The organism is Streptomyces sp. Root431 (genome assembly GCF_001426585.1).
Classification (GTDB): Bacteria; Actinomycetota; Actinomycetes; order Streptomycetales; family Streptomycetaceae; genus Streptomyces; species Streptomyces stackebrandtii.
In genome coordinates this window covers 622602-647211 of record NZ_LMEI01000001.1, presented here as the reverse complement: position 1 = coordinate 647211, position 24610 = coordinate 622602, and the positions used below count along the sequence as shown (strand labels likewise).

The following is a 24610-nucleotide window of genomic DNA, read 5'->3' as shown; positions in this document are numbered from 1 at the left end:
AGGAGAGGAGTGTCGCCGTACCCTTGGGGGTATGGGCTTGGGAAGATGATTCCCGGACACAGCTCCGCCGCCACCCGTTGTTCCGTCCCCTTTCCCGTCCCTTCCCACGAGGACTCTCTTCGCCGAGACACCGATGGCCGGTCACGAATTCCCCGAACCCGCGGACCGCAAGCGCGTCGCCGACTCCACGGTCGACCCCCTCGCGGTAGAACAGCCACGTCATTCCTGCGACCCGGCCTTCCGGCACGGGGTGGTCGTCGGTTTCGACGGCTCCATGTCCAGTGAGCGAGCCCTCGCGTACGCCATCGGCATGGCCCGCCGCTCCGGCTCCGGCCTGATCATCGTGCACGTGGCCAACCGGCTGCCCACCACGGTGTGGGCCGGCTGCGAGCCGCCGGTCTTCGTCGACGTGCCGGACCACCGCACCGAGGTCCTCGGTCTCGAGCTGGCCTGCGCCGAGCACCTCTCCGAGGTGCCGTGGATCCTCGTCGAGCGCGGCGGTGACATCTGCCACGAGCTGGAGGAGGTCGGCCGTGAGTACTCGGCCGACGCGATCGTGGTCGGCTCCACGCACGGGATCGTCGGGCGGATCTTCGGCTCGGTCGCCGGCCGCCTCGCGCGCCGCGCCCAGCGGCCCGTGATCGTCATCCCGTAGGGCTCCTTCACGGCGGCTCGCTCCCGCTGCCCGATCCCCGCTCCGATCCTCAACTGGCGTTCACCGGCCATAAATTCAGCCTTCCTCAGGTGAATTGTGCGCTTGTGAAGGGTAGATAAGGGTCACCGGATCACAGCAGCTCACGCAGCACGACTGCACTCCTGAAGGGAGCCCGCCGTGGACAACGAAGTCGCCGCGGGAAACAGCACCTCCACTCTCGGCAACCTCGCACTCGGACTGACTCTGCTCGCCTTCGGGCTGGGCGGGACGGGTCTCATCGACAACGTCGCGGCAGCCGATGCCGCGGGCCTCGCCACCTGGGTCGGCGGGGTGACGCTCTTCCTGGTCGGACTGCTCGCCCTGCGCGGCGGCAGCACCGGCGAGGGCACGGCGTACGCGGCGCTCGGCGCCTTCTGGTTCACCTGGGGGACCGCCGTCGGCGGCGGGGCCTCGGCGGACGCCGTGGGGCTCTTCATGCTCCTGTGGGCGCTCCTCGCGCTCACGCTGACGATGGCCGCCTCGGGCAGCGGTCTGTTCGGGCAGGGCGTGTACGGGCTGCTGTTCGTCGCGCTGCTGCTGATCGGCATCGGTGCGCTGGCCGACAACGGCGGGCTGGCGAAGGCGGGCGGCTGGGTCGCGGCCGTCGCGGGCCTCGTCGCCTGGTACGGCGCCACGGCGGCGGTCGCGGGCTGGCCGATGGCCCTCCGGCGCTCGGCGGGCACGAGCGCCCCGGCCGCGGGGTAACAGGGGAAAAGAAAACGTCCTTGCCGCACCTGGGTGTGCGGCAAGGACGTTCTCGTGTCCGGTCGACGCCGGGGGACAGGCCCGGCGGCGCGGGTCGGGGGGACAGGCCCCGACCGGCTGCTACTCGACCGTGACGGACTTGGCCAGGTTGCGCGGCTTGTCGATGTCGCGGCCCATGGCGAGCGCCGTGTGGTAGGCGAGGAGCTGGAGCGGGATGCCCATGAGGATCGGGTCCAGCTCGTCCTCGTTCTTCGGCACGACGATGGTGTGGTCGGCCTTCGCCTGCGGCTGGTGCGCGACCGCGAGGATGCGGCCGCTGCGGGCCTTGATCTCCTCCAGGGCGGCGCGGTTCTTCTCCAGCAGGTCGTCGTCGGGGACGATCGCGACCGTCGGCAGGGCCGGCTCGATGAGGGCGAGCGGGCCGTGCTTCAGCTCGGAGGCCGGGTAGGCCTCGGCGTGGATGTAGGAGATCTCCTTCAGCTTGAGGGAGGCCTCCAGGGCGACGGGGTAGCCGCGCACACGGCCGATGAACATCATCGACTGGGCGCCCGCGTACTCCGCGGCGATCTTCTTGATCTCGTCCTCGGTCTCGAGGATCTCGCTGATCTGCGCGGGCAGCTTGCGCAGGCCCTCGATGATCCGCTTGCCGTCGGTGACGGAGAGGTCGCGGATGCGGCCCAGGTGCAGGGCGAGCAGTGCGAAGGCGGTGACCGTGTTGGTGAAGCACTTGGTGGAGACGACGCAGACCTCGGGGCCGGCGTGGACGTACACGCCGCCGTCGGCCTCGCGGGCGATAGCGGAGCCGACGACGTTCACGACGCCGAGGACGCGGGCGCCCTTGCGCTTGAGCTCCTGGACGGCGGCCAGCACGTCGTACGTCTCACCGGACTGGGAGACGGCGATGTAGAGGGTGTCGGGGTCCACGACCGGGTTGCGGTAGCGGAACTCCGAGGCCGGCTCGGCGTCGGCGGGGATGCGGGCCAGGGACTCGATGAGCCCGGCGCCGATGAGGCCGGCGTGGTACGAGGTGCCGCAGCCGAGGATCTTGATGCGGCGGATGGTGCGGGCCTCGCGGGCGTCGAGGTTCAGGCCGCCGAGGTGCACGGTGGAGAAGCGGTCGTCGATCCGGCCGCGCAGGACGCGGTCGACCGCGTCGGGCTGCTCGGAGATCTCCTTGTGCATGTACGTGTCGTGACCGCCCATGTCGTAGGAGGCGGCCTCCCACTCCACGGTCTCGGGGGTGGCCGTGGTGGTGGTGCCCGAGGTCGTGTACGTACGGAAGTCGTCGGCCTTCAGGGTGGCCATCTCGCCGTCGTCGAGGGTGACGACCTGGCGGGTGTGGGCGATCAGGGCGGCGACGTCGGAGGCGACGAGCATCTCCTTCTCGCCGATGCCGAGGATGACCGGGGAGCCGTTGCGGGCGACCACGATGCGGTCGTTGAAGTCGGCGTGCATCACGGCGATGCCGTAGGTGCCCTCGATGACCTTGAGCGCCTCGCGGACCTTCTCCTCCAGGGTGGAGGCCTGGGAGCGGGCGATGAGGTGGGTGATGACCTCGGTGTCGGTCTCGGAGGCGAAGACGACGCCGTCCGCCTCGAGCTTCGCGCGCAGCTCCTGGGCGTTGTCGACGATGCCGTTGTGGACGACCGCGACCTTGTTCTCGGGGTCCAGGTGCGGGTGCGAGTTCACGTCGCTGGGGGCGCCGTGGGTGGCCCAGCGGGTGTGGGCGATGCCGGTGGTGCCGGAGAAGCGCTTGGGGACGCGGGCTTCGAGGTCACGGACCCGGCCCTTGGCCTTGACCATCTTCAGGCCGGAGGCCTTCGGGCTGGTGATGACCATGCCGGCGGAGTCGTATCCGCGGTACTCCAGACGCGCCAGGCCCTCAAGGAGCAGGGGGGCGACGTCGCGCTTTCCGATGTAACCGACAATTCCGCACATAAAGGTGAAACCCCTCCAGGTTGGTGATGGTGCTCGTGCTCGCCGTGTCCGTCCGGGACTCAGCCGTAGACGATGCGGCGCAGCTGGCGGAGCGAGAGCTCCGGCGGCGCCACGGCCCGGTGCGGCAGCTCCGCCGCGATCCGTTCGAAGATCTCGGCGTTCACGGCCCCGCCGGACTGCAGTTCGCGGTGGCGGCGGCGGACGAACTCCTCGGTCGTCTCGTCGAAGTACGCCAGCACGTCGAGCACCACCCGGGCGGCCTCACCGCGCTGGAGCGCGGTGCTGCGGACCAGATGGTCGACGAGGTCGTCATGCGACGGGCGGCGTTCCAGCACCCGTGAATACTGAGGGGTACCCCGGGCCCTTCGCAAGAATCCTGCCCGAAATCGGGCAGGCGCGTCGTGTTCGGGGTCGAAAACGAGGACATTGGTCCAGACCTTGACCCGGAGTGCGGGCGACGGTACGCATGGTTGCCGACTGGATATACAGAACTGAAGACCAACAGAAGGTCGGACGTGTCGACCACCCGAAGGGGACCATGCCCGTGAGTCAGCGCCGAAGGATCCCTCGCCTCATCGGATCACTCCTCCTGGTCGCCACCGCCGGGGTGGGCTGCGGCGAGGCCACCGCCGACAGCGGCAGCGCCGACGGCAAGGCGGCCGCCGCCGAGCCCGAGGTCCGCCCGCTCGGCCGCATCGTGCCCGTACCCGCATCCGTCACCCCCGAGGGCGAGCCGTACACCCTCACCCGCGCCACCCGCATCGGCATCGACGAGAGCTCCCGCGAGTCCCGGGCCGTCGGCCGCTACCTCGCCGGGCTGCTCCGCCCCGCCACCGGCTTCCCGCTGCACATCGTCGACGAGGACGCGGCCCGCGGCGGCATCCGCCTCCGGCTCGACCCCGACGACACCGGACTCGGCGACGAGGGCTACCGCCTCCGCTCCGGACCCGACGGCGTCACCCTCACCGCCCGCGCGCCCGCCGGCCTCTTCCGCGGCGTCCAGACCCTCCGCCAGCAGCTGCCCTCCGCCGTCGAGCGCCGCTCCGTCCAGGAGGGCCCCTGGAAGATCGCGGGCGGCACGATCACCGACACCCCGCGGTACGCCTACCGGGGCGCCATGCTCGACGTCGCCCGCCACTTCTTCACCGTCGACGAGGTGAAGCGGTTCATCGACCAGCTCGCCCTCTACAAGATCAACACCCTGCATCTGCACCTCTCCGACGACCAGGGCTGGCGCATCGCCGTCGACTCCTGGCCCCGCCTCACCACCCACGGCGGCTCCACCGAGGTCGGCGGCGGCCCCGGCGGCTTCTACACGAAGGAGGAGTACAAGGAGATCGTGCGGTACGCCGCCTCCCGCTACCAGGAGGTCATCCCCGAGATCGACGTGCCGGGCCACACCTTCGCGGCCCTCTCCTCGTACGCCGAGCTCAACTGCGACGGCGTCGCCCCGCCCCTCTACACCGGCGTCAAGGTCGGCCTCAGCTCGCTCTGCGTGCCCAAGGACGTCACGTACGACTTCGTCGACGACGTGATCCGCGAGATCGCCGCGCTCACCCCCGGCCGCTACGTCCACATCGGCGGCGACGAGGCCCACTCCACCAGCCACGACGACTACGTGACCTTCATGGACAAGGTGCAGCCGCTCGTCGCCAAGTACGGCAAGACGGTCGCCGGCTGGCACCAGCTCACCGGCACGAAGCCCGCCGAGGGCGCCCTCGTCCAGTACTGGGGCCACGACCGCACCCCCGCCGCCGAGAAGGAGCGCGTCGCCGCCGCCGCACGGAACGGCGCCGGCCTCGTCCTCTCGCCCGCCGACCGCTCCTACCTCGACATGAAGTACACGAAGGACACCAAGCTCGGCCTCGCCTGGGCCGGCACGGTCGAGGTCCAGCGCTCGTACGACTGGAACCCGGCGACCTACCTCCCGGGCGCACCCGAGGAAGCCGTCCTCGGCATCGAGGCCCCGCTCTGGACGGAGACCCTCGCCACGACGGCCGACCTCGACGTCATGACCTTCCCCCGCCTCCCGGGCCTCGCGGAACTGGGCTGGTCCCCGGCGGACACCCACGACTGGGACACGTACAAGCTCCGCCTCGCGGAACAGTCCTTCCGTTTCGACGCGCTCGGCATCGACTACTACCGCTCGCCGCAGGTCCCCTGGCCGGGGGAGTAGCCGGCACGCCCGCGTCGCGCGGCGGGCGGTCGGGAACGGATGTGAGCCCCGCCGGAGGACCGTACTCCGGCGGGGCTCACATCGGTTCGGGGGTGGTCAGGCGAAGCGGGCTATCGGGTTGACCAGGTCGCCGATCAGCTGGAGGGCCGCCGACGGGTCGGACAGGTCGACCATCTGCTTGTTGTTGCGGAGCTGGAGGCGGTTGAGGGCGGAGAGCGCGAAGGTCTCGGCGAACATGTCGTACTGGGCGAACCTGTCGGCCAGTTCCGGCTTCGACACCTGGTAGGCGCGCGTGCACTCCGCGACCGTGCGCCAGAAGTCGTCCTCGTTCAGGACGCCCTCCGCCGCGAGCGTCGCCGCCAGGAAGCGGAAGAAGCAGTCGAAGACGTCCGTGAAGACCGAGAGGAGCTTCATGTCCTCCGGGACCTCGGCGCGGACGCGCTCCACCGCCGGCGGGAGGACCGCCGTCGGGTCCATGACGCAGATCTCCTCGGCGATGTCCTTGAAGATCGCGCGGGAGACCGCGCCCCGCTCGTCGAGGACGAGGATCACGTTCTCGCCGTGCGGCATGAAGGCCAGGTCGTAGGCGTAGAAGCTGTGGAGGATCGGGAGGAGGTAGGCGTCCAGGTACTGGCGGAGCCAGACCGTCGGTTCGACGCCCGATTCCTTGATCAGCGCGCCCGCGAACGACGCGCCCGCGTGGTCCACGTGCAGGAGGGAGGCCATGGTGGCCAGGCGTTCGCCCTCGGCGAGGGTCGGGACCGGGGACTCGCGCCACAGCGCGGCCAGCATCTTGCGGTAGGGGGAGTAGCGGTCGGTCGCGGCCTCGTACTCCATGTGCCGGTAGCCGACCGCCGCCCGCTCGCGGATGATCGAGAAGTTCGCCGCCCGGAAGGTGGAGTCCGCGGCGATCAGACCCGCCAGCCAGTCGTTGATCGCCGGGGTCGCCTCCATGTACGCGGCCGAAAGACCCCGCATGAAGCCCATGTTGAGCACCGAGAGGGCCGTCTTCACGTAGTGCTTCGCCGGGTCCGACGTGTTGAAGAACGTACGGATCGACTGCTGCGCCAGGTACGTGTCGTCGCCCTCGCCCAGGTAGACGAGGCGCTGCTGCGCCACCTCCGCCGCGAAGGTGACGGAGAGCTTGTTCCACCACTGCCAGGGGTGGACCGGGACGAGGAGGTAGTCGGCGAGGGCGAGGCCGCGTGATGCCAGCGTCGAGGCGAAGGCGTCCACCGTCTCGTCGCCCAGTTCCTCGCGGACGAACGTCTCGTAGTCGATGCCCGCGCCCGCCGTGAACGTCGTGCGGTCGCGGCGCGCGGCCAGCCAGATCAGGTGGATGTCGCTCGCGGCCTCGGGGGCGTACGCGCGGAACTCGTCGACGCCGAAGCCGAGCCGGCCGTTGTTGGCGACGAAGCAGGGGTGGCCCTCGGTCATCCCGGTCTCGATCGCCTGGAAGCCGGCCCGGGCCAGCTCGGCGGAGGTGATCCGGGGCTTCGTCGACTTGTAGGCCGTGCCGGCGAGGGTGGAGGAGATCTCCTCCAGGTAGACCGGGAGGATCTCGTCGCTCAGGCCGAGGGAGCCGCGCAGCTCGGTGATGAACTGGAGGGTGTCCAGCGGGAGCTGCTCGTCGCCGCGGTGGCGGCTGATCGAGTCGGGGTAGACCTGCCAGTGGTCGAGCGCGAACCGGTCGGCGGTGAAGCGGTACTCGGTCGCGCCGTCGTCGCTGAGGACCTTGTAGCGGCTCTCGCCCAGCTCCTGCGGGTTCAGCAGCCGCTCGTGGGCGAACTCGGCGAGGCCCTTGCGGATCAGGGCGCGGTTGGCGTCGGCCCAGCGGTCGGGGGTGAGGTGGGCGACGGGGTCGACCCGGTTGTCGTTCGTGCTCATGCCGTCACCGTCACTGCCGACTCGAACTGCTCGCGCGTGCAGAAGCTCAGCAGCGCCTTCTTCTCGGGCTTCTGGATCTCGCGCTCCGGCACGAAGCCGACGGCCTCGTTGAGCGCGTGGACGGCCTTGTTGGCCACGTCGGGCTCGACGACCACGCGGGCGGTCGCCGGGTCGGCGAACAGCTCCGCCATGACGGCGGTGATCACCTTGCGGGTGAAGCCGTGCACGGGGGTGTCGGTCGGGGCCACGAGGAAGTGCATGCCGACGTCGCCGGGGAGCGGGTCGTAGAGGCCGACCAGTTCCAGGTGGGCCGGGTCGTAGCGCTCCATGAGGATCGCGGGGACCTCGTCGACCAGGCCGATGAAGGCCTGGTGGTGCGGGTCGGCGGCGAAGGCCGCGTACTCGCGCTCGACGTCTTCCAGGGTCGCGTCCTGCATCATCCAGAAGGCGGCCTTGGGGTGGGTGACCCAGGCGTGGATCAGCTCCGCGTCCTTGAGGGGATCGAGCGGGCGGAAGCGGACGGTCATATCGCGAACTCCTGGAAAGCGATGGTCTTCTCTACGGGGTAGTACTCGGAGCCCAGCATCTCCCCGATGATGTACGCGTTGCGATACGCCCCCATGCCCAGGTCGGGCGAGGTGATCGAGTGGGTGTGGACCGAGGCGTTCTGGAGGAAGATTCCCCGGCCCGTCGTGTCGATCGCGTAGTTGCGGGCCACGTCGAAGCGGCCCTGGGCGTCCCAGCGGATGCGGTCGTGGACCGGGGCGAGGAAGGCGGGAGGCGTGTACTTGTAGCCCGTGGCGAGGATCAGGCCCTCCGTCTCCACGGTGAAGTCCTTCTCCTGCTCCTCCTGGCGGAAGCCGAGCGTGTACGTGCCGGTGGTGTCGTCGTACGCGGCGGCGTGCAGCGCGGAGTTGGTGAGCAGCCGGGTGGGGACGGGGCCGTCCAGGTTCTTCTGGTAGAGCAGGTCGAAGATGGCGTCGATGAGCTCGCCGTCGATGCCCTTGAAGAGGCCCTTCTGCTGGGTCTCCAGGCGGTAGCGGGTCTGCTCGGGGAGCGCGTGGAAGTAGTCCACGTACTCCGGGGAGGTCATCTCCAGGGTGAGCTTGGTGTATTCGAGGGGGAAAAAGCGGGGGGAGCGGGTCACCCAGTTCAGCTTGTACCCGTGGACGTCGATCTCGCTCAGGAGGTCGTAGTAGATCTCCGCCGCGCTCTGGCCGCTGCCGACCAGGGTGATGGACTTCTTCTTCTGCAGCTCCTCCTTGTTCGGGAGGTAGCGCGAGTTGTGGACCAGGTCGCCGCCGAGGTCCTGGCAGGTCTCGGGGACGTACGGCGGGGTGCCGGTGCCGAGGACGATCCGGCGGGCGCGGAAGGTCTCGCCGGACTCGGTGGTGACGGCGTAGACCTCGTCGGTCTCGTCGAAGGTGACGGTGGCGACGGTCGTCGACCAGCGGACGGAGGTCAGCTTTCCGGCGGCCCAGCGGCAGTAGTCGTTGTACTCGGTCCGCAGCGGGTAGAAGTTCTCGCGGATGTAGAACGAGTACAGCCGGCCCTTCTCCTTCAGGTAGTTGAGGAAGGAGTACGGGGACGTCGGGTCGGCCATGGTGACCAGGTCCGACATGAACGGCGTCTGGAGGTGGGCGCCTTCGAGGAACATCCCGGAGTGCCACTCGAAGTCCGGCTTGGACTCCAGGAAGAGACCGTTCAGGTGGTCGATGGGCTCGGCCAGGCAGGCGAGTCCGAGGTTGAACGGGCCGAGCCCGATGCCGATGAAGTCGTACGTCTCGGTCGTCTCAGGCGTGGACAAGGGTCTCTCCCAGGTACTGCTCGGCGTGGCCGGCGATCAGGTCGAGGACGGCGGCGATGTCGGCCACGGTCGTCTCGGGGTTGAGCAGGGTGAACTTCAGGTACTGGCGGCCGTCGACCTTGGTGCCGGCGACGACGGCCTCACCGGAGGCGAAGAGGGCCTTGCGGGCGTAGAGGTTGGCCCGGTCGATCTCGGCGGGCGAGGTGACGGCCTCGGGGACGTAGCGGTAGACGAGGGTGGAGAGCTGCGGCGCGACCACGACGTCGTAGCGCGGGTCGGCGGCGAGCAGCTCGAAGCCCTCCCGGGCCAGGTCGCAGACCTCGTCGAAGAGCTCGCCGACGCCGTCGGCGCCCATCACGCGCAGCGTCATCCAGAGCTTGAGCGCGTCGAACCGGCGGGTCGTCTGCAGCGACTTGTCCACCTGGTTCGGTATTTGCTCGGAGATCGTGCGCCGCGGGTTGAGGTAGTCCGCGTGGTACGTCGCGTGGCGCAGGGTGGCGCCGTCGCGGACCAGGAGCGCGGAGGAACTCACCGGCTGGAAGAAGGACTTGTGGTAGTCGACCGTGACCGAGTCGGCCCGCTCGATGCCGTCCAGGAGGTGGCGGCGGGTGAGGGAGGCGAGCAGCCCGCAGCCGTAGGCCGCGTCGACGTGCATCCAGGCGCCGTACTCCTCGGCGAGGGCGGCGACCTCGGGCAGCGGGTCGATGGAGCCGAAGTCGGTGGTGCCGGCGGTGGCGACGATCGCCATCGGGACGAGGCCCTCGGCGCGGCAGGCCTCCAGCTCGGCGGCGAGGACGACGGACTGCATGCGCTTGTTCCGGTCGACCGGGATGGAGATGACGGCGTCGGCGCCGAGGCCGAGGAGGGTGGCCGACTTCTGGACGCTGAAGTGGCTGCACTCGGAGGAGAAGATGCGGAGCTTGGAGAGGTCCGCCGTCTTGGCCTCCTCGCGGGCCAGGAGCATGGCCTGGAGGTTGGACTGCGTGCCGCCGCTGGTGAACACGCCGTCGGCGGCGGGGCCGAGGCCGATCCGGCCGGTCGTCCAGTCGATCAGCTTCCGCTCGATGAGGGTGCCGCCCGCGCTCTGGTCCCAGGTGTCGAGCGAGGAGTTGACGGCCGAGAGGACGGCCTCGCCGAGGACGGCGGGGATGACGACCGGGCAGTTGAGGTGGCCCAGGTAGCGGGGGTGGTGGAAGTAGACGGCGTCGCGGAGGTAGACGCTCTCCAGCTCGTCGAGGGCGGCGGAGGAGTCACCGAGCGGCCGGTCGAGGTCCACGGCGTCGATGACGGGGGCCAGTTCGGCAGGGGTGACACCGGTGAACGGGCGGCGCGTCGCGGCGAGTTTGTCCGCCACCCGCTCGACTCCTTCGGTGACGGAGCGCCGGTAGCTCTCCGCCGTGGCGTCGTTGAGCAGGTGGGAGCGCATGTGGGGGCCCTTTCGGGAGGAACGCTGAGGGATGCCGTGCAGAAGTAAGGTTAGCCTAACCTAATTTTCCCACGCAATGGACCCCCAACCCGGCGGGGTTGGGGGCCATGGGGAAGAGAGGGGGTGCGCGTCTCCCTGTGCGAGAGAGGGGGCTACACGTCTTCCTGTGACGAGAGAGGGGGCTACACGTCTTCCTGTGACGAGAGAGGCGGTTACGCGTCTTCCTGCGTCTCGTCCGGCACCTCGCGCAGGGCGTCCTCGGACAGCCCCTTGCGCCAGTAGCCGACGAACGTCACCCGGCGGCGGTCGAGTTCGCGCTCGCGCACGAAGTGGCGGCGCAGCGCCTTCACCGCGCCGGACTCGCCCGCGATCCAGACGTACGGAGCCTCGCCGGGCAGCTCGGCCCCGCGCACCGCGTCCACGGCGGACGGCGCCCCCTCCTCCCGTACGAGCCAGGTGACCGTGGCGTCCGCCTCGGTCGCGAGGTCCATGCGGTCGCCGGAGTACGGCACTTCGAGGAACACCTGTGCGCGGGTCTCCGCCGGCAGCCACTCCAGGATCGCCGAGGCGGCCGGCAGGGCCGTCTCGTCCGCCCAGATCAGGACGGAGTCGGCGTCCTCGGGGAGCTGGAAGCGGACGCCCGTGTTCGCGGCGACCGCCGGGCCGAGGACGACCACGCGGTCGCCCGGCGCGGCGCGCCCGGCCCAGCGGCAGGCCGGTCCGCCGTCCTCGTGGATCGCGAAGTCGATGTCCATCTCGTTCGGATCCGTGCGCTGCTCGCGGACCGTGTACGAGCGCATCACGGCCCGCACGTCGTCGGGCATCGCCCGCCACGCGCCGAGGATCGCGTACATGTCGGGGTCGTCCAGCGGCGGCAGGACGGGCGCGTCCTGGCCGGGGTGCGGCAGGAAGAGGGAGAGCGACTGGTCGCGGCCCCCGGCGGCGAACCTCTTCAGGTCCTCACCGGTGAAGGTGACGCGGACCAGCGACGGGCCGAGCCGCCGCGTCCGGTCGACCTGGAGGGAGAAGAACTGGAACGGGGCGGTCTCGGCGGTCGTCATGGGTCAGGACACCTTCTTCGCGTTCTCCAGGGCCTTCGCCAGGTCCTCCAGGAGCGGGGCGCACTTGGCGTAGGAGTAGACGGGCTCCGTCACGCGCGGGATGACCTGGCCGGCCTTGACGGCGGGCAGTGCGGCCCAGGTCGGCTTGGCCTTCAGCTGCTCGGGCTGGAGGGTGCCGGTGCGGTTGTCGAGCATGATGACGTCGGCCTTGTACTTGTCGACGTTCTCCCAGCTGAGACCCTCGAACCAGCCGCCCTGGTCCAGCTTGGTCGGGACGACCAGGTTGATGCCCAGCTCCTTGAAGAACAGCGTGTCGGTCGGGCGGACCGGGGTGGAGACGTAGAAGAGGTCGGGGGAGCCGGAGCCGATGAGGACCTTGATGTCCTTCTTGCCCTTGGCGGCCTTGCGGACGCGCTCGGCGGCGGCCTCGAAGCGGGCCTTGTCGGCCTTGATCTGCGCGGTCTGCACATCGGCGCCGAGCGAGGCGGCCAGGTCGGCGTGGCGCTGGAGGACGGCCGGCATCGACAGGTCCGAGGCCCACAGGGCGACGCTCGGGGCGATCTTGAGGATCTTGTCCTTCTGCTCCGCCGGGACGTACCAGAGGTCGTTCTTCTCCCACATGTCCGTGATCAGGACCTCGGGGTTGAGCTTGAGGTACTCCTCGATCTTGAACTCGCCCCAGACGTTGCCGATGACCGCGACCTTGTCGATGTCGAGGTCGCCCGCCTGGACGTCCGGCTTCCGCGCCTTGGTCTTCGGGTCCTCGACGTAGGTCGGGCCGAAGACGCCGACGACCTCGACGCCGAAGTCGTGCAGGGCGGCGGCCGTGCCGGTGAAGGCGACGATCCGCTTCGGGGTGGCCTTCGCCTTCACGGTCAGGCCGCGGTCGTCCTTGAACGCCCAGGGGCCGGACTTCGCCGAGGCGGAGGGGGCCGTCGAGCCGCCGTCCTTCTTCGTGTCGCTGCCGCAGGCGGCGAGCGCGGCGCCCAGTCCGAGAGCGCCGCCGGCGGCCAGCAGGCCGCGGCGGGTGAGACGGGTGGCGCTGGCGGTGCTGGGCATGGCGAAGTCGCTTTCGGTACGTGCCGGTGGAGGCCGGGGTCGACATGGGTCGGCCGGGTCGGCCGGGGTAAGTCGAAGGTAGGTTAGCCTAACCAAATGTCGATCAGTAGGGGTGGGGGCGCGAGGCGTGGATCACACGACGGAGCCCGCCGCCCCCGGTGGGGGCGACGGGCTCTGACGACGGGTCGGGGGATCAGGCCGGGAGGCCCAACTCCCGCGCGATCAGCATCCGCTGCACCTCGCTCGTGCCCTCGCCGATCTCCAGGATCTTCGAGTCGCGCCACATGCGGGCCACCGGGTACTCGTTCATGAAGCCGTAGCCGCCGTGGATCTGGGTCGCCTCGCGGGCGTTGTCCACGGCCACCGTGGAGGAGTACAGCTTCGCGATCGCCGCCTCCTTCTTGAAGGACTCGCCGAGGACGAGCCGCGAGGCCGCGTCCCGCCAGCCGATCCGGGACATGTGAGCCTTCGTCTCCATGTCGGCGATCTTGAACTGGATCGCCTGGTTGTCGGCGATCGGCCGGCCGAAGGCGTGGCGCTCGTGCGCGTACTTCACGGACTCGTCCACACAGCCCTGCGCGAGCCCGGTCGCCAGCGCCGCGATCGCGACCCGGCCCTCGTCCAGGATCCGCAGGAACTGCGCGTAGCCGCGGCCCTCTTCGCCCAGGAGGTTCTCCACGGGGACGCGGACGTCGGAGAAGGAGAGCTCGCGGGTGTCCGAGGCGTTCCAGCCGACCTTGGAGTACGGGGCGGCGACCGTGAAGCCCGGCGTGCCGGACGGGACGATGATCGAGGAGATCAGCGGGCGGCCGTCGGGCTTGCGGCCGGTGACCGCCGTGACCGTCACCAGACCCGTGATGTCCGTACCGGAGTTGGTGATGAAGCACTTCGAGCCGTTGATGACCCACTCGTCGCCGTCGCGGACGGCCGTGGTGCGGGTGCCGCCGGCGTCGCTGCCCGCGCCCGGCTCCGTCAGACCGAAGGCGCCGAGCATCTCGCCGCTGGTCAGCTTCGGGAGCCACTCACGCTTCTGCTCCTCGGTGCCGAAGCGGAAGACCGGCATGGCGCCGAGGGAGACGCCCGCCTCCAGGGTGATGGCGACGGAGGAGTCGACGCGGGCGAGCTCCTCCAGGGCGATGCCGAGGGCGAGGTAGTCACCGCCCATGCCGCCATACTCCTCGGGGAACGGCAGCCCGAACAGGCCCATGCGGCCCATCTCGGCGACGATCTCGTACGGGAACTCGTGCCGCTCGTAGTAGTCGCCGATCTTCGGGGCGACGACGTCGTGCGCGAAGGCCTCGACGGTGCGGCGGAGTTCCTGGTGCTCTTCGGAGAGCCGGTGGTCGAGGGACATGGCGGTGGTCACTCCTTGTGGGAGAGGGCGCGGACGGTACGGGAAGGGCTGGGCCGGCCCAGCTGTTCGGCCATCCACCCGCTCGTGGCGGTGAGGGCGGCCAGATCGACCCCGGTCTCGATGCCGAGGCCGTCGAGCATCCACACGAGATCCTCGGTGGCGAGATTGCCGGTCGCGCTCTTCGCATACGGGCAGCCGCCGAGGCCGCCGGCGGAGGCGTCGACCGTGGTCACCCCGTGCCGCAGCGCGGCCAGGGTGTTGGACAGGGCCTGCCCGTAGGTGTCGTGGAAGTGCACGGCGATACGGGAGGTGGGGACCCCGGCCTCGTTGAGCGCGGTGAGCAGCGCCTGGACGTGGCCCGGGGTGGCGACGCCGATGGTGTCGCCGAGGCTCAGCTCGTCGCAGCCCATCTCGGCGAGGGCCTTCGTGACCCGGGCGACCTGCTCGACGGGGACGGCGCCCTCCCAGGGGTCGCCGAAGCACATCGACAGATAGCCGCGGACCTTCAGCCCCGCCTCTATGGCGCGGGTGACCGTCGGCGCGAAGAGCGCGAGCGCCTCGTCGACGGTCCGGTTGAGGTTGGCCTTCGCGAAGGACTCGGTGGCGGAGGCGAAGACCGCGATCTCCCGCGCCCCGAGCGCGAGGGCCCGGTCGAGTCCGCGCTCGTTCGGCACGAGGACCGGGAGGCGGACGGGCAGGTCCCGGACGAGCGGGAACAGCTCCTCGGCGTCCGCCAGCTGGGGCACCCACTTCGGATGGACGAAGCTGGTCGCCTCGACCGTGTCCAGGCCGGCGGCGGCGAGCCGCCGGATGAACTCGGCCTTCACGGCGGTCGGGACGGCCGTCTTCTCGTTCTGCAGCCCGTCGCGGGCGCCGACCTCGTGGATCCGGACCCGGGCGGGCAGCGCCGGGTCGGCGACGGTCATGGGCAGGCCGGTGATCACGCCTCCTCCTCGGGGGCCTCGCGGGGCGTCACCACGGCCAGGATCTGGTCCATGGCGACGGTGGAGCCGGGCGTGACGTCGAGCTCCGTGACGGTGCCGGCGTGCGGGGCGGAGATGACGTGCTCCATCTTCATCGCCTCGACGACGAGCAGGCTCTGCCCGGCCTCGACCTCGTCCCCGACGGCCACCTTGACGACGGTGACGGTGCCGGGCATCGGCGCGGCGAGCGTGTCCGCCCCGCCGTGCTTGGCCCCGCTGAGCGCCGCCTCGACGGGGTCGTGGTCGAGCACGTGCCAGGAATCGCCGTCCCGGCCCAGCCAGTTGCCGGCGCGGTGGAAGTGATGGGTGATCCCGTCCACGGTGACCGTCACCGAGGCGTCCGTGACCCGGGCGCCGCCCGGCGCCTCCACCGTCACCGGCTCGAGTCCCGGTACGCGTACGGGGAAGGGCAGCGGAGCCGGGCGGCCGCCGAGCCGCCAGCCGCTCGGGACCGAGAACGGGTCCGTCCAGCCCTCCCGGGGCGCCGGGGCCAGCTCCGCGAGCCGGACGGCCGCCGCAGCCGCGTACACCTCCGCCGGGACGTCCTTCGGGACCAGGCTCTCCGCGTCCCGCTCCACCAGGCCCGTGTCCAGGTCGCCCGCGACGACGTCCTCGTGCGCCAACAGGCGGCGCAGGAAGCCCGCGTTCGTGGGGACGCCGAGGGTGACCGTGTCCGCGAGGGCCGCGCGCAGACGGCGCAGGGCCGTGGGGCGGTCCGGGGCGTGGACGATGACCTTCGACAGCATCGGGTCGTAGAGCGACGAGACCTCCGTGCCCTGCGACAGACCCGAGTCCGTACGGACGCCTCCCCCAAGCTCTCCGAGCAGGGGGGACCCCCACCCCTGCGGCTCGTTCAGCGCGAGGACCGTGCCGCCCGACGGGAGGAAGCCCCGCGAGGGGTCCTCCGCGCAGATGCGGGCCTCGATCGCCCAGCCGTCGAGACGCACGTCCTCCTGGGCGAAGGGGAGCGGTTCGCCGGAGGCGACCCGCAGCTGCCACTCCACCAGGTCGATGCCGGTGATCAGCTCCGTCACCGGGTGCTCGACCTGGAGGCGGGTGTTCATCTCCATGAAGTAGTACGCCGACGGGTCGACGCCCGGGACGATGAACTCGACCGTGCCCGCGCCCACATAGCCGCAGGAACGCGCCGCCTCGACCGCCGCCGCGCCCATCGACGCCCGGATCTCCGGGGTGAGGAGCACCGAGGGCGCCTCCTCGATGATCTTCTGGTGGCGGCGCTGGAGCGAGCACTCGCGCTCGCCCAGGTGGATCACGTTCCCGTGGGTGTCCGCCAGGACCTGGATCTCGATGTGCCGCGGCCGGTCGATCCACCGCTCCACGAGCAGCGTGTCGTCACCGAAGGAGGCACGCGCCTCGCGGCGGGCCGCCGCGATCTCCTCCTCCAGGACCGCCAGGTCCCGGACGAGCCGCATGCCCTTGCCGCCGCCGCCCGCGGACGGCTTCAGGAGGACGGGCGCGCCCAGCTCGCGGGCCGCCTCGACCAGTTCGGGGTCGGCCGCGCCGGGGACGACGGGCACGCCCGCCGCCTTCACGGTCTCCTTCGCCCGGATCTTGTCGCCCATCAGCGAGATCGCCTCGGCGGTCGGGCCGATGAAGACCAGACCCGCGTCCGCGCACGCCTTCGCGAAGCCGGCGTTCTCCGCGAGGAAGCCGTAGCCGGGGTGCACGGCCTGGGCGCCGGTCCGGCGGGCCGCGTCGAGGAGCGCCGGGACGGACAGGTACGACTCGGCGGCCGGCGGCGGACCGATCCGTACCGCCGTGTCCGCCTCCCGTACGTGCCGGGCGTCGGCGTCCGCGTCGCTGTACACGGCCACCGAACGCACGCCCATCTCCCGCAGCGTGCGGATGACGCGGACGGCGATCTCTCCTCGGTTGGCCACGAGCACCGTGTCGAACATGCTGTGCATCTCTTGAGGGCCCTTCACATCCGGAAGACGCCGAACTGGGGGTCACCCAGCGGCGCGTTGGCACAGGCGGTCAGGGCGAGGCCGAGGACCTGCCGGGTCTCCAGCGGGTCGATGACCCCGTCGTCCCACAGCCGGGCGCTCGCGTAGTAGGCGCTGCCCTGCGTCTCGTACTGCTCGCGGATCGGGGCCTTGAAGGCCTCCTCGTCCTCCGCGCTCCACTCGTCGCCGAGCTGGTCCCGCTTGACCGTCGCGAGGACGGACGCGGCCTGCTCGCCGCCCATGACGGAGATCTTGGCGTTGGGCCACATCCACAGGAAGCGCGGCGAGTACGCCCGGCCGCACATCGAGTAGTTGCCCGCGCCGTACGAACCGCCGACGACGACCGTCAGCTTCGGGACCCGGGTGGTGGCCACGGCCGTGACCATCTTCGCGCCGTGCTTGGCGATGCCGCCGTGCTCGTACGCCTTGCCGACCATGAAGCCGGTGATGTTCTGCAGGAAGACGAGCGGGATCCCGCGCTGGTCGCACAGTTCGATGAAGTGCGCGCCCTTCTGGGCCGACTCGGCGAACAGGATGCCGTTGTTGGCGACGATCCCGACCGGGTGGCCGTGGATGCGGGCGAAGCCGGTGATCAGCGTCTGCCCGTACTCGGACTTGAACTCCTGGAAGCGGGAGCCGTCCACGACCCGGGCGATCACCTCGCGCACGTCGTACGGGGTGCGGGAGTCCACCGGCACCGCGCCGTACAGCCCGGCGGGGTCGACCTTCGGCTCCTCGGCCTGCTCGACCGACCAGGGGAGCGGGCCGCGCTCCGGGAGCGTCGCGACGATGTTCCGGACGATCCGCAGCGCGTGCGCGTCGTCCTCCGCCAGGTGGTCGGTGACGCCGGAGATCCGCGAGTGGACCTCGCCGCCGCCCAGCTCCTCCGCCGTGACGACCTCGCCGGTCGCCGCCTTCACCAGCGGCGGACCGCCCAGGAAGATCGTGCCCTGGTTCCGTACGATCACGGCCTCGTCGCTCATCGCCGGGACGTACGCGCCGCCCGCCGTGCACGAACCGAGGACCGCCGCGATCTGCGGGATGCCCGCGCCCGACATCCGGGCCTGGTTGTAGAAGATCCGGCCGAAGTGGTCCCGGTCGGGGAAGACCTCGTCCTGCATCGGCAGGAAGGCACCGCCGGAGTCGACCAGGTAGAGGCAGGGGAGACGATTCTCCAGCGCCACCTCCTGGGCGCGCAGGTGCTTCTTCACCGTCATCGGGTAGTAGGTGCCGCCCTTGACCGTGGCGTCGTTGGCGACGATCACGCACTCGCGGCCCGAGACCCGGCCGATGCCGGCGATGACCCCGGCGGCGGGCGCCTGGTCGCCGTACATCCCGTTCGCCGCGAGCGGGGCCAGCTCCAGGAACGGCGAGCCCGGGTCGAGGAGCGTGTCCACCCGGTCCCGCGGCAGCAGCTTCCCGCGCGCCGTGTGCCGGGCGCGGGACTTCTCACCGCCCCCCAGCGCGGCGGCGGCGAGCTTGGCGCGCAGGGTCGCGGCCAGCTCGTGGTGCGCCGCCTCGTTGGCCTGCCAGGCCGCGGACGCGGGATCCGCCGCGCTCGTCAGCACAGGTGCCTGCTGCATCCCTCGAGCTCCCTTGCTCGGTTAATGAGCGTTAACGTACGGCGCCCAGGTTAACGACCGCTAACCGGGTTGTCTAGAATCGATCGCATGACCACGACCGCCAGGACCACCACGCCGACGCGACGCGAGCAGATCCTCAAAGAGGCCGCCCGCCTGTTCGCCGAGCGCGGTTTCCACGGGGTGGGCGTGGACGAGATAGGAGCGGCCGTCGGCATCAGCGGCCCCGGGCTCTACCGCCACTTCCCCGGCAAGGACGCGATGCTCGCCGAGCTCCTCGTCGGCATCAGCGAGCGGCTCCTCACCGGCGGGCGCATCCGGGTCGGCCAGACCACCGGCGACGCCGAGGCCGTCCTCGCCTCCCTCGTCGACGGGCACATCGACTTCGCCCTCGACGACCGGCCGCTGATCACGCTGCACGACCGGGAACTCGACCGGCTCAAGGACGAGGACCGCAAGCGGGTGCGGCAGCTGCAGAGGCAGTACGTGGAGCTGTGGGTGCCGGTGGTGCGGGAGCTGTATCCGGACGCCGGCGAGGCCGAGGCGCGGACCGCCGTCCACGCCGTCTTCGGGCTCCTGAACTCGACCCCGCACCTGGCCGCGCTCGGCCGCGAACCGATGGAGGAGCTGCTGCGGCGGCTGGCGCACGGGGCGTTCGGAGCGCTGAAGGCGGAGTAGGGAGCCGCCCTCCCTGCTCCGTGTCCATCGTCCCGTCCCGCGGGACGATGGCCCACGACCGCACGGGCGCCCGGCAGAATGAACCCCATGCCGATACTCAGCCGCCCCGCCCTTGTCGAGCACCTCGTCCGCACACGGATCGCCGGAGACGTCGCCACGCCGCGCGACAACAACCTCTCCCACTACAGAAAGCTCGCCAACGGCGACCGGCACTACTGGCTCGGTCTGGAGCTCGGTGACCGCTGGACCGACGAGCAGGACGTGCTCGCCGTGATGGCCGAGCGGTGCGGCGTCGTCGACGACCCGGCCCACCGGGTCGGCCAGGACACCATCGACCCCGAGCTGACCGTCGACGGCCTCGACCGGATGGCCGCCCGCCTCCGCAAGGCCGCCGCCGGCAAGGAGCGGGTCCTCTTCGCGACCGGCCACCCGGGCGCGCTCATCGACGTCCACAGCCGGGTCGCCGCCGCGCTGCGCGCCCAGGGCTGCGACATCGTCCGCATCCCCGGCGGGCTGATCGCCGACGAGGGGTACGTCGTGCAGTTCGCCGACGTCGCCGTCTTCGAGCGCGGTGCCACCCTCTGGCACACCCACTCGCCGGAGCCGATGAACGCGATCCTCGACGCCCTCGGCGAGGAGGGCCGCCCCGACCTGGTCGTCGCGGACCACGGCTGGGCCGGGCGCGCGGGCCAGCGGGGCATCGACTCCGTGGGTTACGCGGACTGCAACGACCCCGCTCTCTTCATCGGCGAGGCCGAGGGCACGATGCAGGTCACGATCCCGCTCGACGACCACGTCATCGACCCCCGCTACTACGAGCCGATGACGGCGTACACGCTGGACGCCGCGGGCCTTCTCTGAGCACGCCTCAGGGCCGGGCCCGGCGCTGGTCCAGGCCCGGCGTCGGGTCCAGGTACACCCGGCGGATCGCCGGGAAGCGCTCGCGGAGCTGGTCCTCGGCGTCCTCGCAGGCCCATTCGACCTGCTCCGCCGAGGCCACGTCCCGGAAGTCGATCTTCGCGGCGATCATGGCCTCGGAGGGCCCCTGGATGAGGGTCGTCAGCTCGACGACGTCCACGATGTGCGGGACGGTGAGCAGCTCCTCGCGGACCGCGTCCCGCATGTGCCGGGGCAGCGGGCGGCCGATGAGGAGTTCGGCGTTGGAGCGGCCGAGGACCCAGGCCACGTACACGAGCAGGAAGCCGATGAGGATCGAGGCGACGCCGTCCCAGACGCCGGAGCCGGTGATCTGGCCGCCGAGCAGGCCGCCGGCGGCCAGCATCAGTCCGGCGAGGGCGGCGGAGTCCTCCATGACGACCGCCTTGACGGTGGTGTCGGCGGTGTACCGGAGATAGTGGTTGAGCGGGGTCTCCATCCGCTCCGCCTCGGCCTTGACCTGCTTGATCCCGGTCCGCAGGGAGAAGCCCTCCAGGAGGAAGGCGACGCCGAGGACGATGTACGAGACGAGGGGGTCGCCGAGCTCCTCACCGTGGACGAGGGTGTGGATGCCGTCGTAGATCGAGAAGACCGCGCCGCCGACGAAGGTGGCGACGGCCGCCAGCAGCGCCCATACGTACCGCTCGCCCGCGTACCCGAGGGGATGGTCCTCGTCGGCGGGCTTCTCGCTCCGCTTGAGCGCGGTGAGGAGCATGGCCTCGGTGACGGTGTCGGCGACCGAGTGGGCCGCCTCCGACAGCATCGCGCTGGATCCGCTGATGACTCCCGCGACGGCCTTGGCGACGGCGATCCCGAGGTTCGCCGCCGCCGCCACGATCACCGTGAAGGTGCTTTCGCCGTTCCCCGGGCTCTCGCCCTTTCCCGGGCTTTCGCCGATATCCGCCATGACCGGACGGTATGTCCGATCATCAGCGCGGAACGCGAACGACACCCTCCTGGATGACGGAGATCGCCAGCTTCCCGTCCTGCGTCCAGATCCGGGCCTGGCCGAGTCCGCGCCCGCCGGAGGCGGAGGGCGACTCCTGGTCGTAGAGGAGCCATTCGTCGGCCCGGAAGGGCCGGTGGAACCACATGGCGTGGTCGAGGGAGGCCCCGACCACGTCCCCGACGGCCCAGCCGCCCCGCCCGTGCGCGAGCAGGACGGAGTCGAGCAGCGTCATGTCGGAGACGTACGTCGCCAGGCAGACGTGCAGCAGGTGGTCGTCGGCCAGCTTGCCGTTCGTACGGAACCACACCTGCGAGCGCGGTTCGCGCGGCTCCCCGACCGAACCCCACGGAGGGGTGTCGGCGTACCGCAGGTCCACCGCGGCGCGCGCCTCGACCAGCCGGTCCGCGACCTCCGCCGGCAGGTGCCGGGGGAGCATCTCGGCGGCCGTCGGCAGCGACTCCGGGTCCGGCGCGGCCGGCATGTCCACCTGGTGGTCGAGCCCCTCCTCGTACGCCTGGAAGGAGGCGGAGAGGTGGAATATCGGCTGCCCGTGCTGGACGGCGACGACCCGGCGGGTGGTGAAGGAGCGGCCGTCGCGGATGCGGTCGACCGTGTAGACGATCGGCGCGCCCGGGTCACCGGGGCGCAGGAAGTACGCGTGGAGCGAGTGCGCGAGTCGGTCCTCGGGCACGGTCCGGCCCGCCGCCACCAGCGCCTGGGCGGCCACCTGGCCGCCGAAGACGCGGGGGACGAGCGCGGAGCGGGACTCCCCGCGGAAGATGTCCCGCTCGATCCGCTCCAGGTCGAGCAGATCGAGCAGGGCATCCAGTGCGTCGTGCGGGTCGGGCACTTACAGGCCCATCGACTTCGCGATGATCGACTTCATGATCTCGCTCGTGCCGCCGTAGATGCGGTTGACGCGGTTGTCGGCGTACAGGCGGGCGATCGGGTACTCGTTCATGTAGCCGTAGCCGCCGTGCAGCTGGAGGCAGCGGTCGATGACGCGGTGCGCGACCTCGGTGGTGAAGAGCTTGGCGCTCGCGGCCTCGGCCGGGGAGAGCTCGCCCGCGTCGAGGGCCTCCAGGGCGCGGTCGGCGACGGCCTCGGCCGCGTCCACCTCGGCCTGGCAGGCGGCCAGCTCGAACTTGGTGTTCTGGAAGGAGGCGACCGGCTTGCCGAAGACCGTGCGGTCCGTGACGTACTGCTGGGCGAAGCGGACGGCGGCCTTGGCCTGGGCGTAGGCGCCGAAGGCGATGCCCCAGCGCTCGGAGGCCAGGTTGTGGCCGAGGTAGTAGAAGCCCTTGCCCTCCTCGCCCATCAGGTCCTCGACGGGGACCTTGACGTCGACGAAGGCCAGCTCGGCCGTGTCGGAGGTGCGCAGGCCCAGCTTGTCCAGCTTGCGGCCGATGGAGTAGCCCTCGGACTTGGTGTCCACGGCGAAGAGGGAGATGCCGAAGCGGCGGTCGTCGGCCGACGGGGCGGACGTCCGGGCGCAGACGATCACGCGGTCGGCGTGGACGCCACCGGTGATGAAGGTCTTCGAGCCGTTGAGGACGTAGTGCGTGCCGTCCTCGGAGAGCTTGGCGGTGGTCTTCATGCCCGCGACGTCGGAGCCGGTGCCCGGCTCGGTCATCGCCAGCGCCCACATCTCCTCGCCGGTGACGAACTTCGGCAGGTAGCGCTTCTTCTGCTCGTCGGTGGCGAGCATCTTGATGTAGGGGAGGGCGAGCAGCACGTGCACGCCGGAGCCGCCGAAGTTCACGCCCGCGCGCGAGGTCTCCTCGTACAGGACGGCCTCGAACTTGTGGGTGTCCAGGCCGGCGCCGCCGAACTCCTCGGGCACGTTGATGCCGAAGATGCCCAGCTCACCGAGCTTGTAGTAGAAGTCGCGGGGCGCCTGGCCCGCCGCGAACCACTCGTCGTAGACGGGAGCGACCTCGGCCTCGATGAAGGCGCGGATGGTCTCCCGGAACGCCTCGTGGTCCTCGTTGAATACGGTACGGCGCACGGTACGACTCCTCCGGTGTGCGGGCGGGCCCAGTTGTCTAAGCGCTTGCTCAGGGTTCTCTGTCGAAGTTACCCATCGGTCACCCGCTCTGTCCAGAGTCCGCGCCTGTGATCCAGCGCCTACCGACGGGGTCGTACTCGTGGACGGGCCTCCCCTCGATCCCACTGGTGCGGAACGGCTTCCCCCCGCCGTCCCCGATCCGGACCGTGCCCGTACGGCCCTCGGAGCTCCACACCAGCTCCAGGTACCAGCGGCAGTCGCAGCCCGCGGTCCGGGCGGTGACGAGCAGCTCCTCGGGGTCGGCGGAGGTGACCGCGTACGGAAAGGAGACGGCGGGGATCGTCCGGCCCTCGGCGCCGGAGGCGTCGTACCCGTCGACCGGCCGCGCGAGCGGACGGGGCCGGTCGAGGTCGACGGCGAAGTGGCGCGGGGTGACGGCGCCGCCGCAGCCGTTGTCCATCCGGTAGGCGGTCCAGGGGAGCGGCTGGGCACGGCCCACGACCCGTACGTGCAGGGCCTGGAGGACGACGGCGGACGAGGGCGACCGGCCCTGGAGCGAGATCCGCACGCGCGTCTCGCCGCCGTGCACGGCCGCCTTCGCGCCCGCCCAGGTGGCGGCGTCGCCCGGCGGCGGAGGCGGGCCGAAGCCCCGCGGGCCGCGGTCGACGAGATAGACGTGCCCGCAGCCGTCCTGCCAGACCTGGGAATCGGCGGTCCAGGTGAAGGGGGGCGGGGCGGACTCGGCGGGGGTGGACGGGGGTGTCGTGGGCGTGGGAGGGGCCGTGGCCTCCGGGCCGGTGGGGAGGCCGGGGCGCACGAGGACGAGGACGAGCGCGAGGGCGACCACGGCGGCCCCGGCCCCGGCGACGAGCGCGCCCCGCCACGAGCGGGACCGGGACCGGGCGGCGCGCGGGGCGGGGGCGGTGGTGAGGGTGTCGAGGGCGGCGAGTTCCGGTGCGCGTTCGCTTTCCTGCTCCTCCGGTTGCGGTTCCGGTGCGCGTTCGCATTCCTGCACCTCCGGCTCCGGTTCCGGTGCGTGCTCGCTTTCCTGCACCTCCGGCTCCGACTGCGGATCCGGCTCCGGCTCCGGCTCCGGCTCCCGCTCCTGCGGGATCGGGCGGCGGGAGCGGTCCGCGCGGGTCCACAGTTCTTCCAGGTTCCGGTGTTCGTCCTCGTCGGCGCCGCAGAGGCGGGCCATCCGGTCGATCACGGTGAACCGTTCCGGCACCGTCGCGCCGGAGCAGTACCGGTGCAGCGTGGACGCGCTCACGTTGAGCCGGCGGCCCAGCGCTTCGTAGCTGCGGCCGCCGCGTGCCTTGAGCGCGCGCAGCCGCGCCGAGAACTCCTCGACAGCGGCGTCCTTCGGCATTCCATCCCCCTCGACCCTGCGTCCCACGCTTCA

General features: G+C 71.0%; 21 protein-coding genes. 5 read left to right on the top strand and 16 right to left on the bottom strand.

The annotated features are described in order from the left end of the window. The first annotated feature begins 133 nt into the window (after positions 1 to 133). Entirely contained in the window at positions 134 to 655 is a 522-nt protein-coding gene (locus ASC82_RS02820; protein ID WP_056640892.1) for a universal stress protein, read from the top strand. A gap of 177 nt (positions 656 to 832) precedes the next feature. Then, the gene (locus tag ASC82_RS02815; protein WP_024758121.1) at positions 833 to 1399 is read left to right on the top strand and encodes a GPR1/FUN34/YaaH family transporter; all 567 of its coding nucleotides are present in this window, start codon (positions 833 to 835) and stop codon (positions 1397 to 1399) included. A gap of 120 nt (positions 1400 to 1519) precedes the next feature. On the opposite strand, the gene glmS is transcribed toward ASC82_RS02815, so the two are convergent. Together glmS and ASC82_RS02805 are read right to left on the bottom strand one after the other, a co-directional pair. After that, positions 1520 to 3337 carry a glutamine--fructose-6-phosphate transaminase (isomerizing) gene (gene glmS / locus ASC82_RS02810; protein ID WP_056640890.1) on the bottom strand — a complete coding sequence of 606 codons (1818 nt, stop codon included), beginning with the start codon at positions 3335 to 3337 and terminating at the stop codon, positions 1520 to 1522. A 59-nt stretch (positions 3338 to 3396) separates the two neighbouring features. Beyond that, complete coding sequence (locus ASC82_RS02805; protein WP_024758123.1) at positions 3397 to 3672, bottom strand: hypothetical protein; 276 nt, start codon at positions 3670 to 3672, stop codon at positions 3397 to 3399. A 209-nt stretch (positions 3673 to 3881) separates the two neighbouring features. Between ASC82_RS02805 and ASC82_RS02800 the strand changes: the two genes are divergently transcribed. Then, complete coding sequence (locus ASC82_RS02800; RefSeq protein ID WP_107105812.1) at positions 3882 to 5513, top strand: beta-N-acetylhexosaminidase; 1632 nt, start codon at positions 3882 to 3884, stop codon at positions 5511 to 5513. Positions 5514 to 5609: 96 nt separating this feature from the next. Here ASC82_RS02800 and ASC82_RS02795 read toward each other — a convergent pair whose 3' ends face one another. The 10 genes from ASC82_RS02795 to ASC82_RS02750 form a co-directional block, all read right to left on the bottom strand. Then, complete coding sequence (locus tag ASC82_RS02795) at positions 5610 to 7400, bottom strand: IucA/IucC family siderophore biosynthesis protein (RefSeq protein ID WP_056640884.1); 1791 nt, start codon at positions 7398 to 7400, stop codon at positions 5610 to 5612. Then, positions 7397 to 7927, bottom strand: a complete 531-nt coding sequence (locus ASC82_RS02790; RefSeq protein ID WP_056640881.1) for a GNAT family N-acetyltransferase — start codon at positions 7925 to 7927, stop codon at positions 7397 to 7399. Before ASC82_RS02790 ends, ASC82_RS02795 begins: the two co-directional genes overlap by 4 nt. Further along, complete coding sequence (locus tag ASC82_RS02785; RefSeq protein WP_056640878.1) at positions 7924 to 9207, bottom strand: lysine N(6)-hydroxylase/L-ornithine N(5)-oxygenase family protein; 1284 nt, start codon at positions 9205 to 9207, stop codon at positions 7924 to 7926. Before ASC82_RS02785 ends, ASC82_RS02790 begins: the two co-directional genes overlap by 4 nt. Continuing rightward, complete coding sequence (locus ASC82_RS02780; RefSeq protein WP_056640873.1) at positions 9194 to 10633, bottom strand: aspartate aminotransferase family protein; 1440 nt, start codon at positions 10631 to 10633, stop codon at positions 9194 to 9196. The genes ASC82_RS02785 and ASC82_RS02780 overlap by 14 nt, the downstream gene beginning before the upstream one ends. Before the next feature lie 212 nt (positions 10634 to 10845). Continuing rightward, complete coding sequence (locus ASC82_RS02775; RefSeq protein WP_056640867.1) at positions 10846 to 11694, bottom strand: siderophore-interacting protein; 849 nt, start codon at positions 11692 to 11694, stop codon at positions 10846 to 10848. A 3-nt stretch (positions 11695 to 11697) separates the two neighbouring features. After that, complete coding sequence (locus ASC82_RS02770) at positions 11698 to 12753, bottom strand: ABC transporter substrate-binding protein (protein ID WP_056640864.1); 1056 nt, start codon at positions 12751 to 12753, stop codon at positions 11698 to 11700. Between the two features lie 193 nt (positions 12754 to 12946). Further along, complete coding sequence (locus ASC82_RS02765) at positions 12947 to 14107, bottom strand: acyl-CoA dehydrogenase family protein (protein WP_056640860.1); 1161 nt, start codon at positions 14105 to 14107, stop codon at positions 12947 to 12949. Positions 14108 to 14115: 8 nt separating this feature from the next. Continuing rightward, positions 14116 to 15033, bottom strand: coding sequence for a hydroxymethylglutaryl-CoA lyase (locus ASC82_RS02760; protein ID WP_056641504.1), 918 nt, complete (start codon positions 15031 to 15033; stop codon positions 14116 to 14118). A gap of 14 nt (positions 15034 to 15047) precedes the next feature. Next, positions 15048 to 17018, bottom strand: a complete 1971-nt coding sequence (locus tag ASC82_RS02755; protein WP_056640857.1) for a biotin carboxylase N-terminal domain-containing protein — start codon at positions 17016 to 17018, stop codon at positions 15048 to 15050. 14 nt (positions 17019 to 17032) lie between these two features. After that, positions 17033 to 18640 carry a carboxyl transferase domain-containing protein gene (locus tag ASC82_RS02750; protein WP_056640852.1) on the bottom strand — a complete coding sequence of 536 codons (1608 nt, stop codon included), beginning with the start codon at positions 18638 to 18640 and terminating at the stop codon, positions 17033 to 17035. A gap of 87 nt (positions 18641 to 18727) precedes the next feature. Between ASC82_RS02750 and ASC82_RS02745 the strand changes: the two genes are divergently transcribed. Both ASC82_RS02745 and ASC82_RS02740 read left to right on the top strand, forming a co-directional pair. Continuing rightward, entirely contained in the window at positions 18728 to 19315 is a 588-nt protein-coding gene (locus tag ASC82_RS02745) for a TetR/AcrR family transcriptional regulator (RefSeq protein ID WP_056640849.1), read from the top strand. 87 nt (positions 19316 to 19402) lie between these two features. Continuing rightward, the gene (locus tag ASC82_RS02740) at positions 19403 to 20176 is read left to right on the top strand and encodes a phosphatase (protein WP_056640847.1); all 774 of its coding nucleotides are present in this window, start codon (positions 19403 to 19405) and stop codon (positions 20174 to 20176) included. Between the two features lie 7 nt (positions 20177 to 20183). Here ASC82_RS02740 and ASC82_RS02735 read toward each other — a convergent pair whose 3' ends face one another. From ASC82_RS02735 to ASC82_RS02720, 4 genes are all read right to left on the bottom strand, one after another. Beyond that, positions 20184 to 21158 carry a cation diffusion facilitator family transporter gene (locus ASC82_RS02735; RefSeq protein WP_056640845.1) on the bottom strand — a complete coding sequence of 325 codons (975 nt, stop codon included), beginning with the start codon at positions 21156 to 21158 and terminating at the stop codon, positions 20184 to 20186. A gap of 22 nt (positions 21159 to 21180) precedes the next feature. Further along, on the bottom strand, positions 21181 to 22050 hold the full coding sequence (gene tesB, locus ASC82_RS02730; protein ID WP_056640840.1) for an acyl-CoA thioesterase II: 870 nt from the start codon (positions 22048 to 22050) through the stop codon (positions 21181 to 21183). Beyond that, a complete protein-coding gene (locus ASC82_RS02725; RefSeq protein WP_056640838.1) occupies positions 22051 to 23208 on the bottom strand; it encodes an acyl-CoA dehydrogenase family protein in 1158 nt (385 codons plus the stop codon). Positions 23209 to 23287: 79 nt separating this feature from the next. Further along, positions 23288 to 24577 (bottom strand): helix-turn-helix transcriptional regulator, encoded by a 1290-nt coding sequence (locus ASC82_RS02720; RefSeq protein ID WP_056640834.1) that lies wholly within the window; start codon positions 24575 to 24577, stop codon positions 23288 to 23290. Positions 24578 to 24610 lie beyond the last annotated feature (33 nt).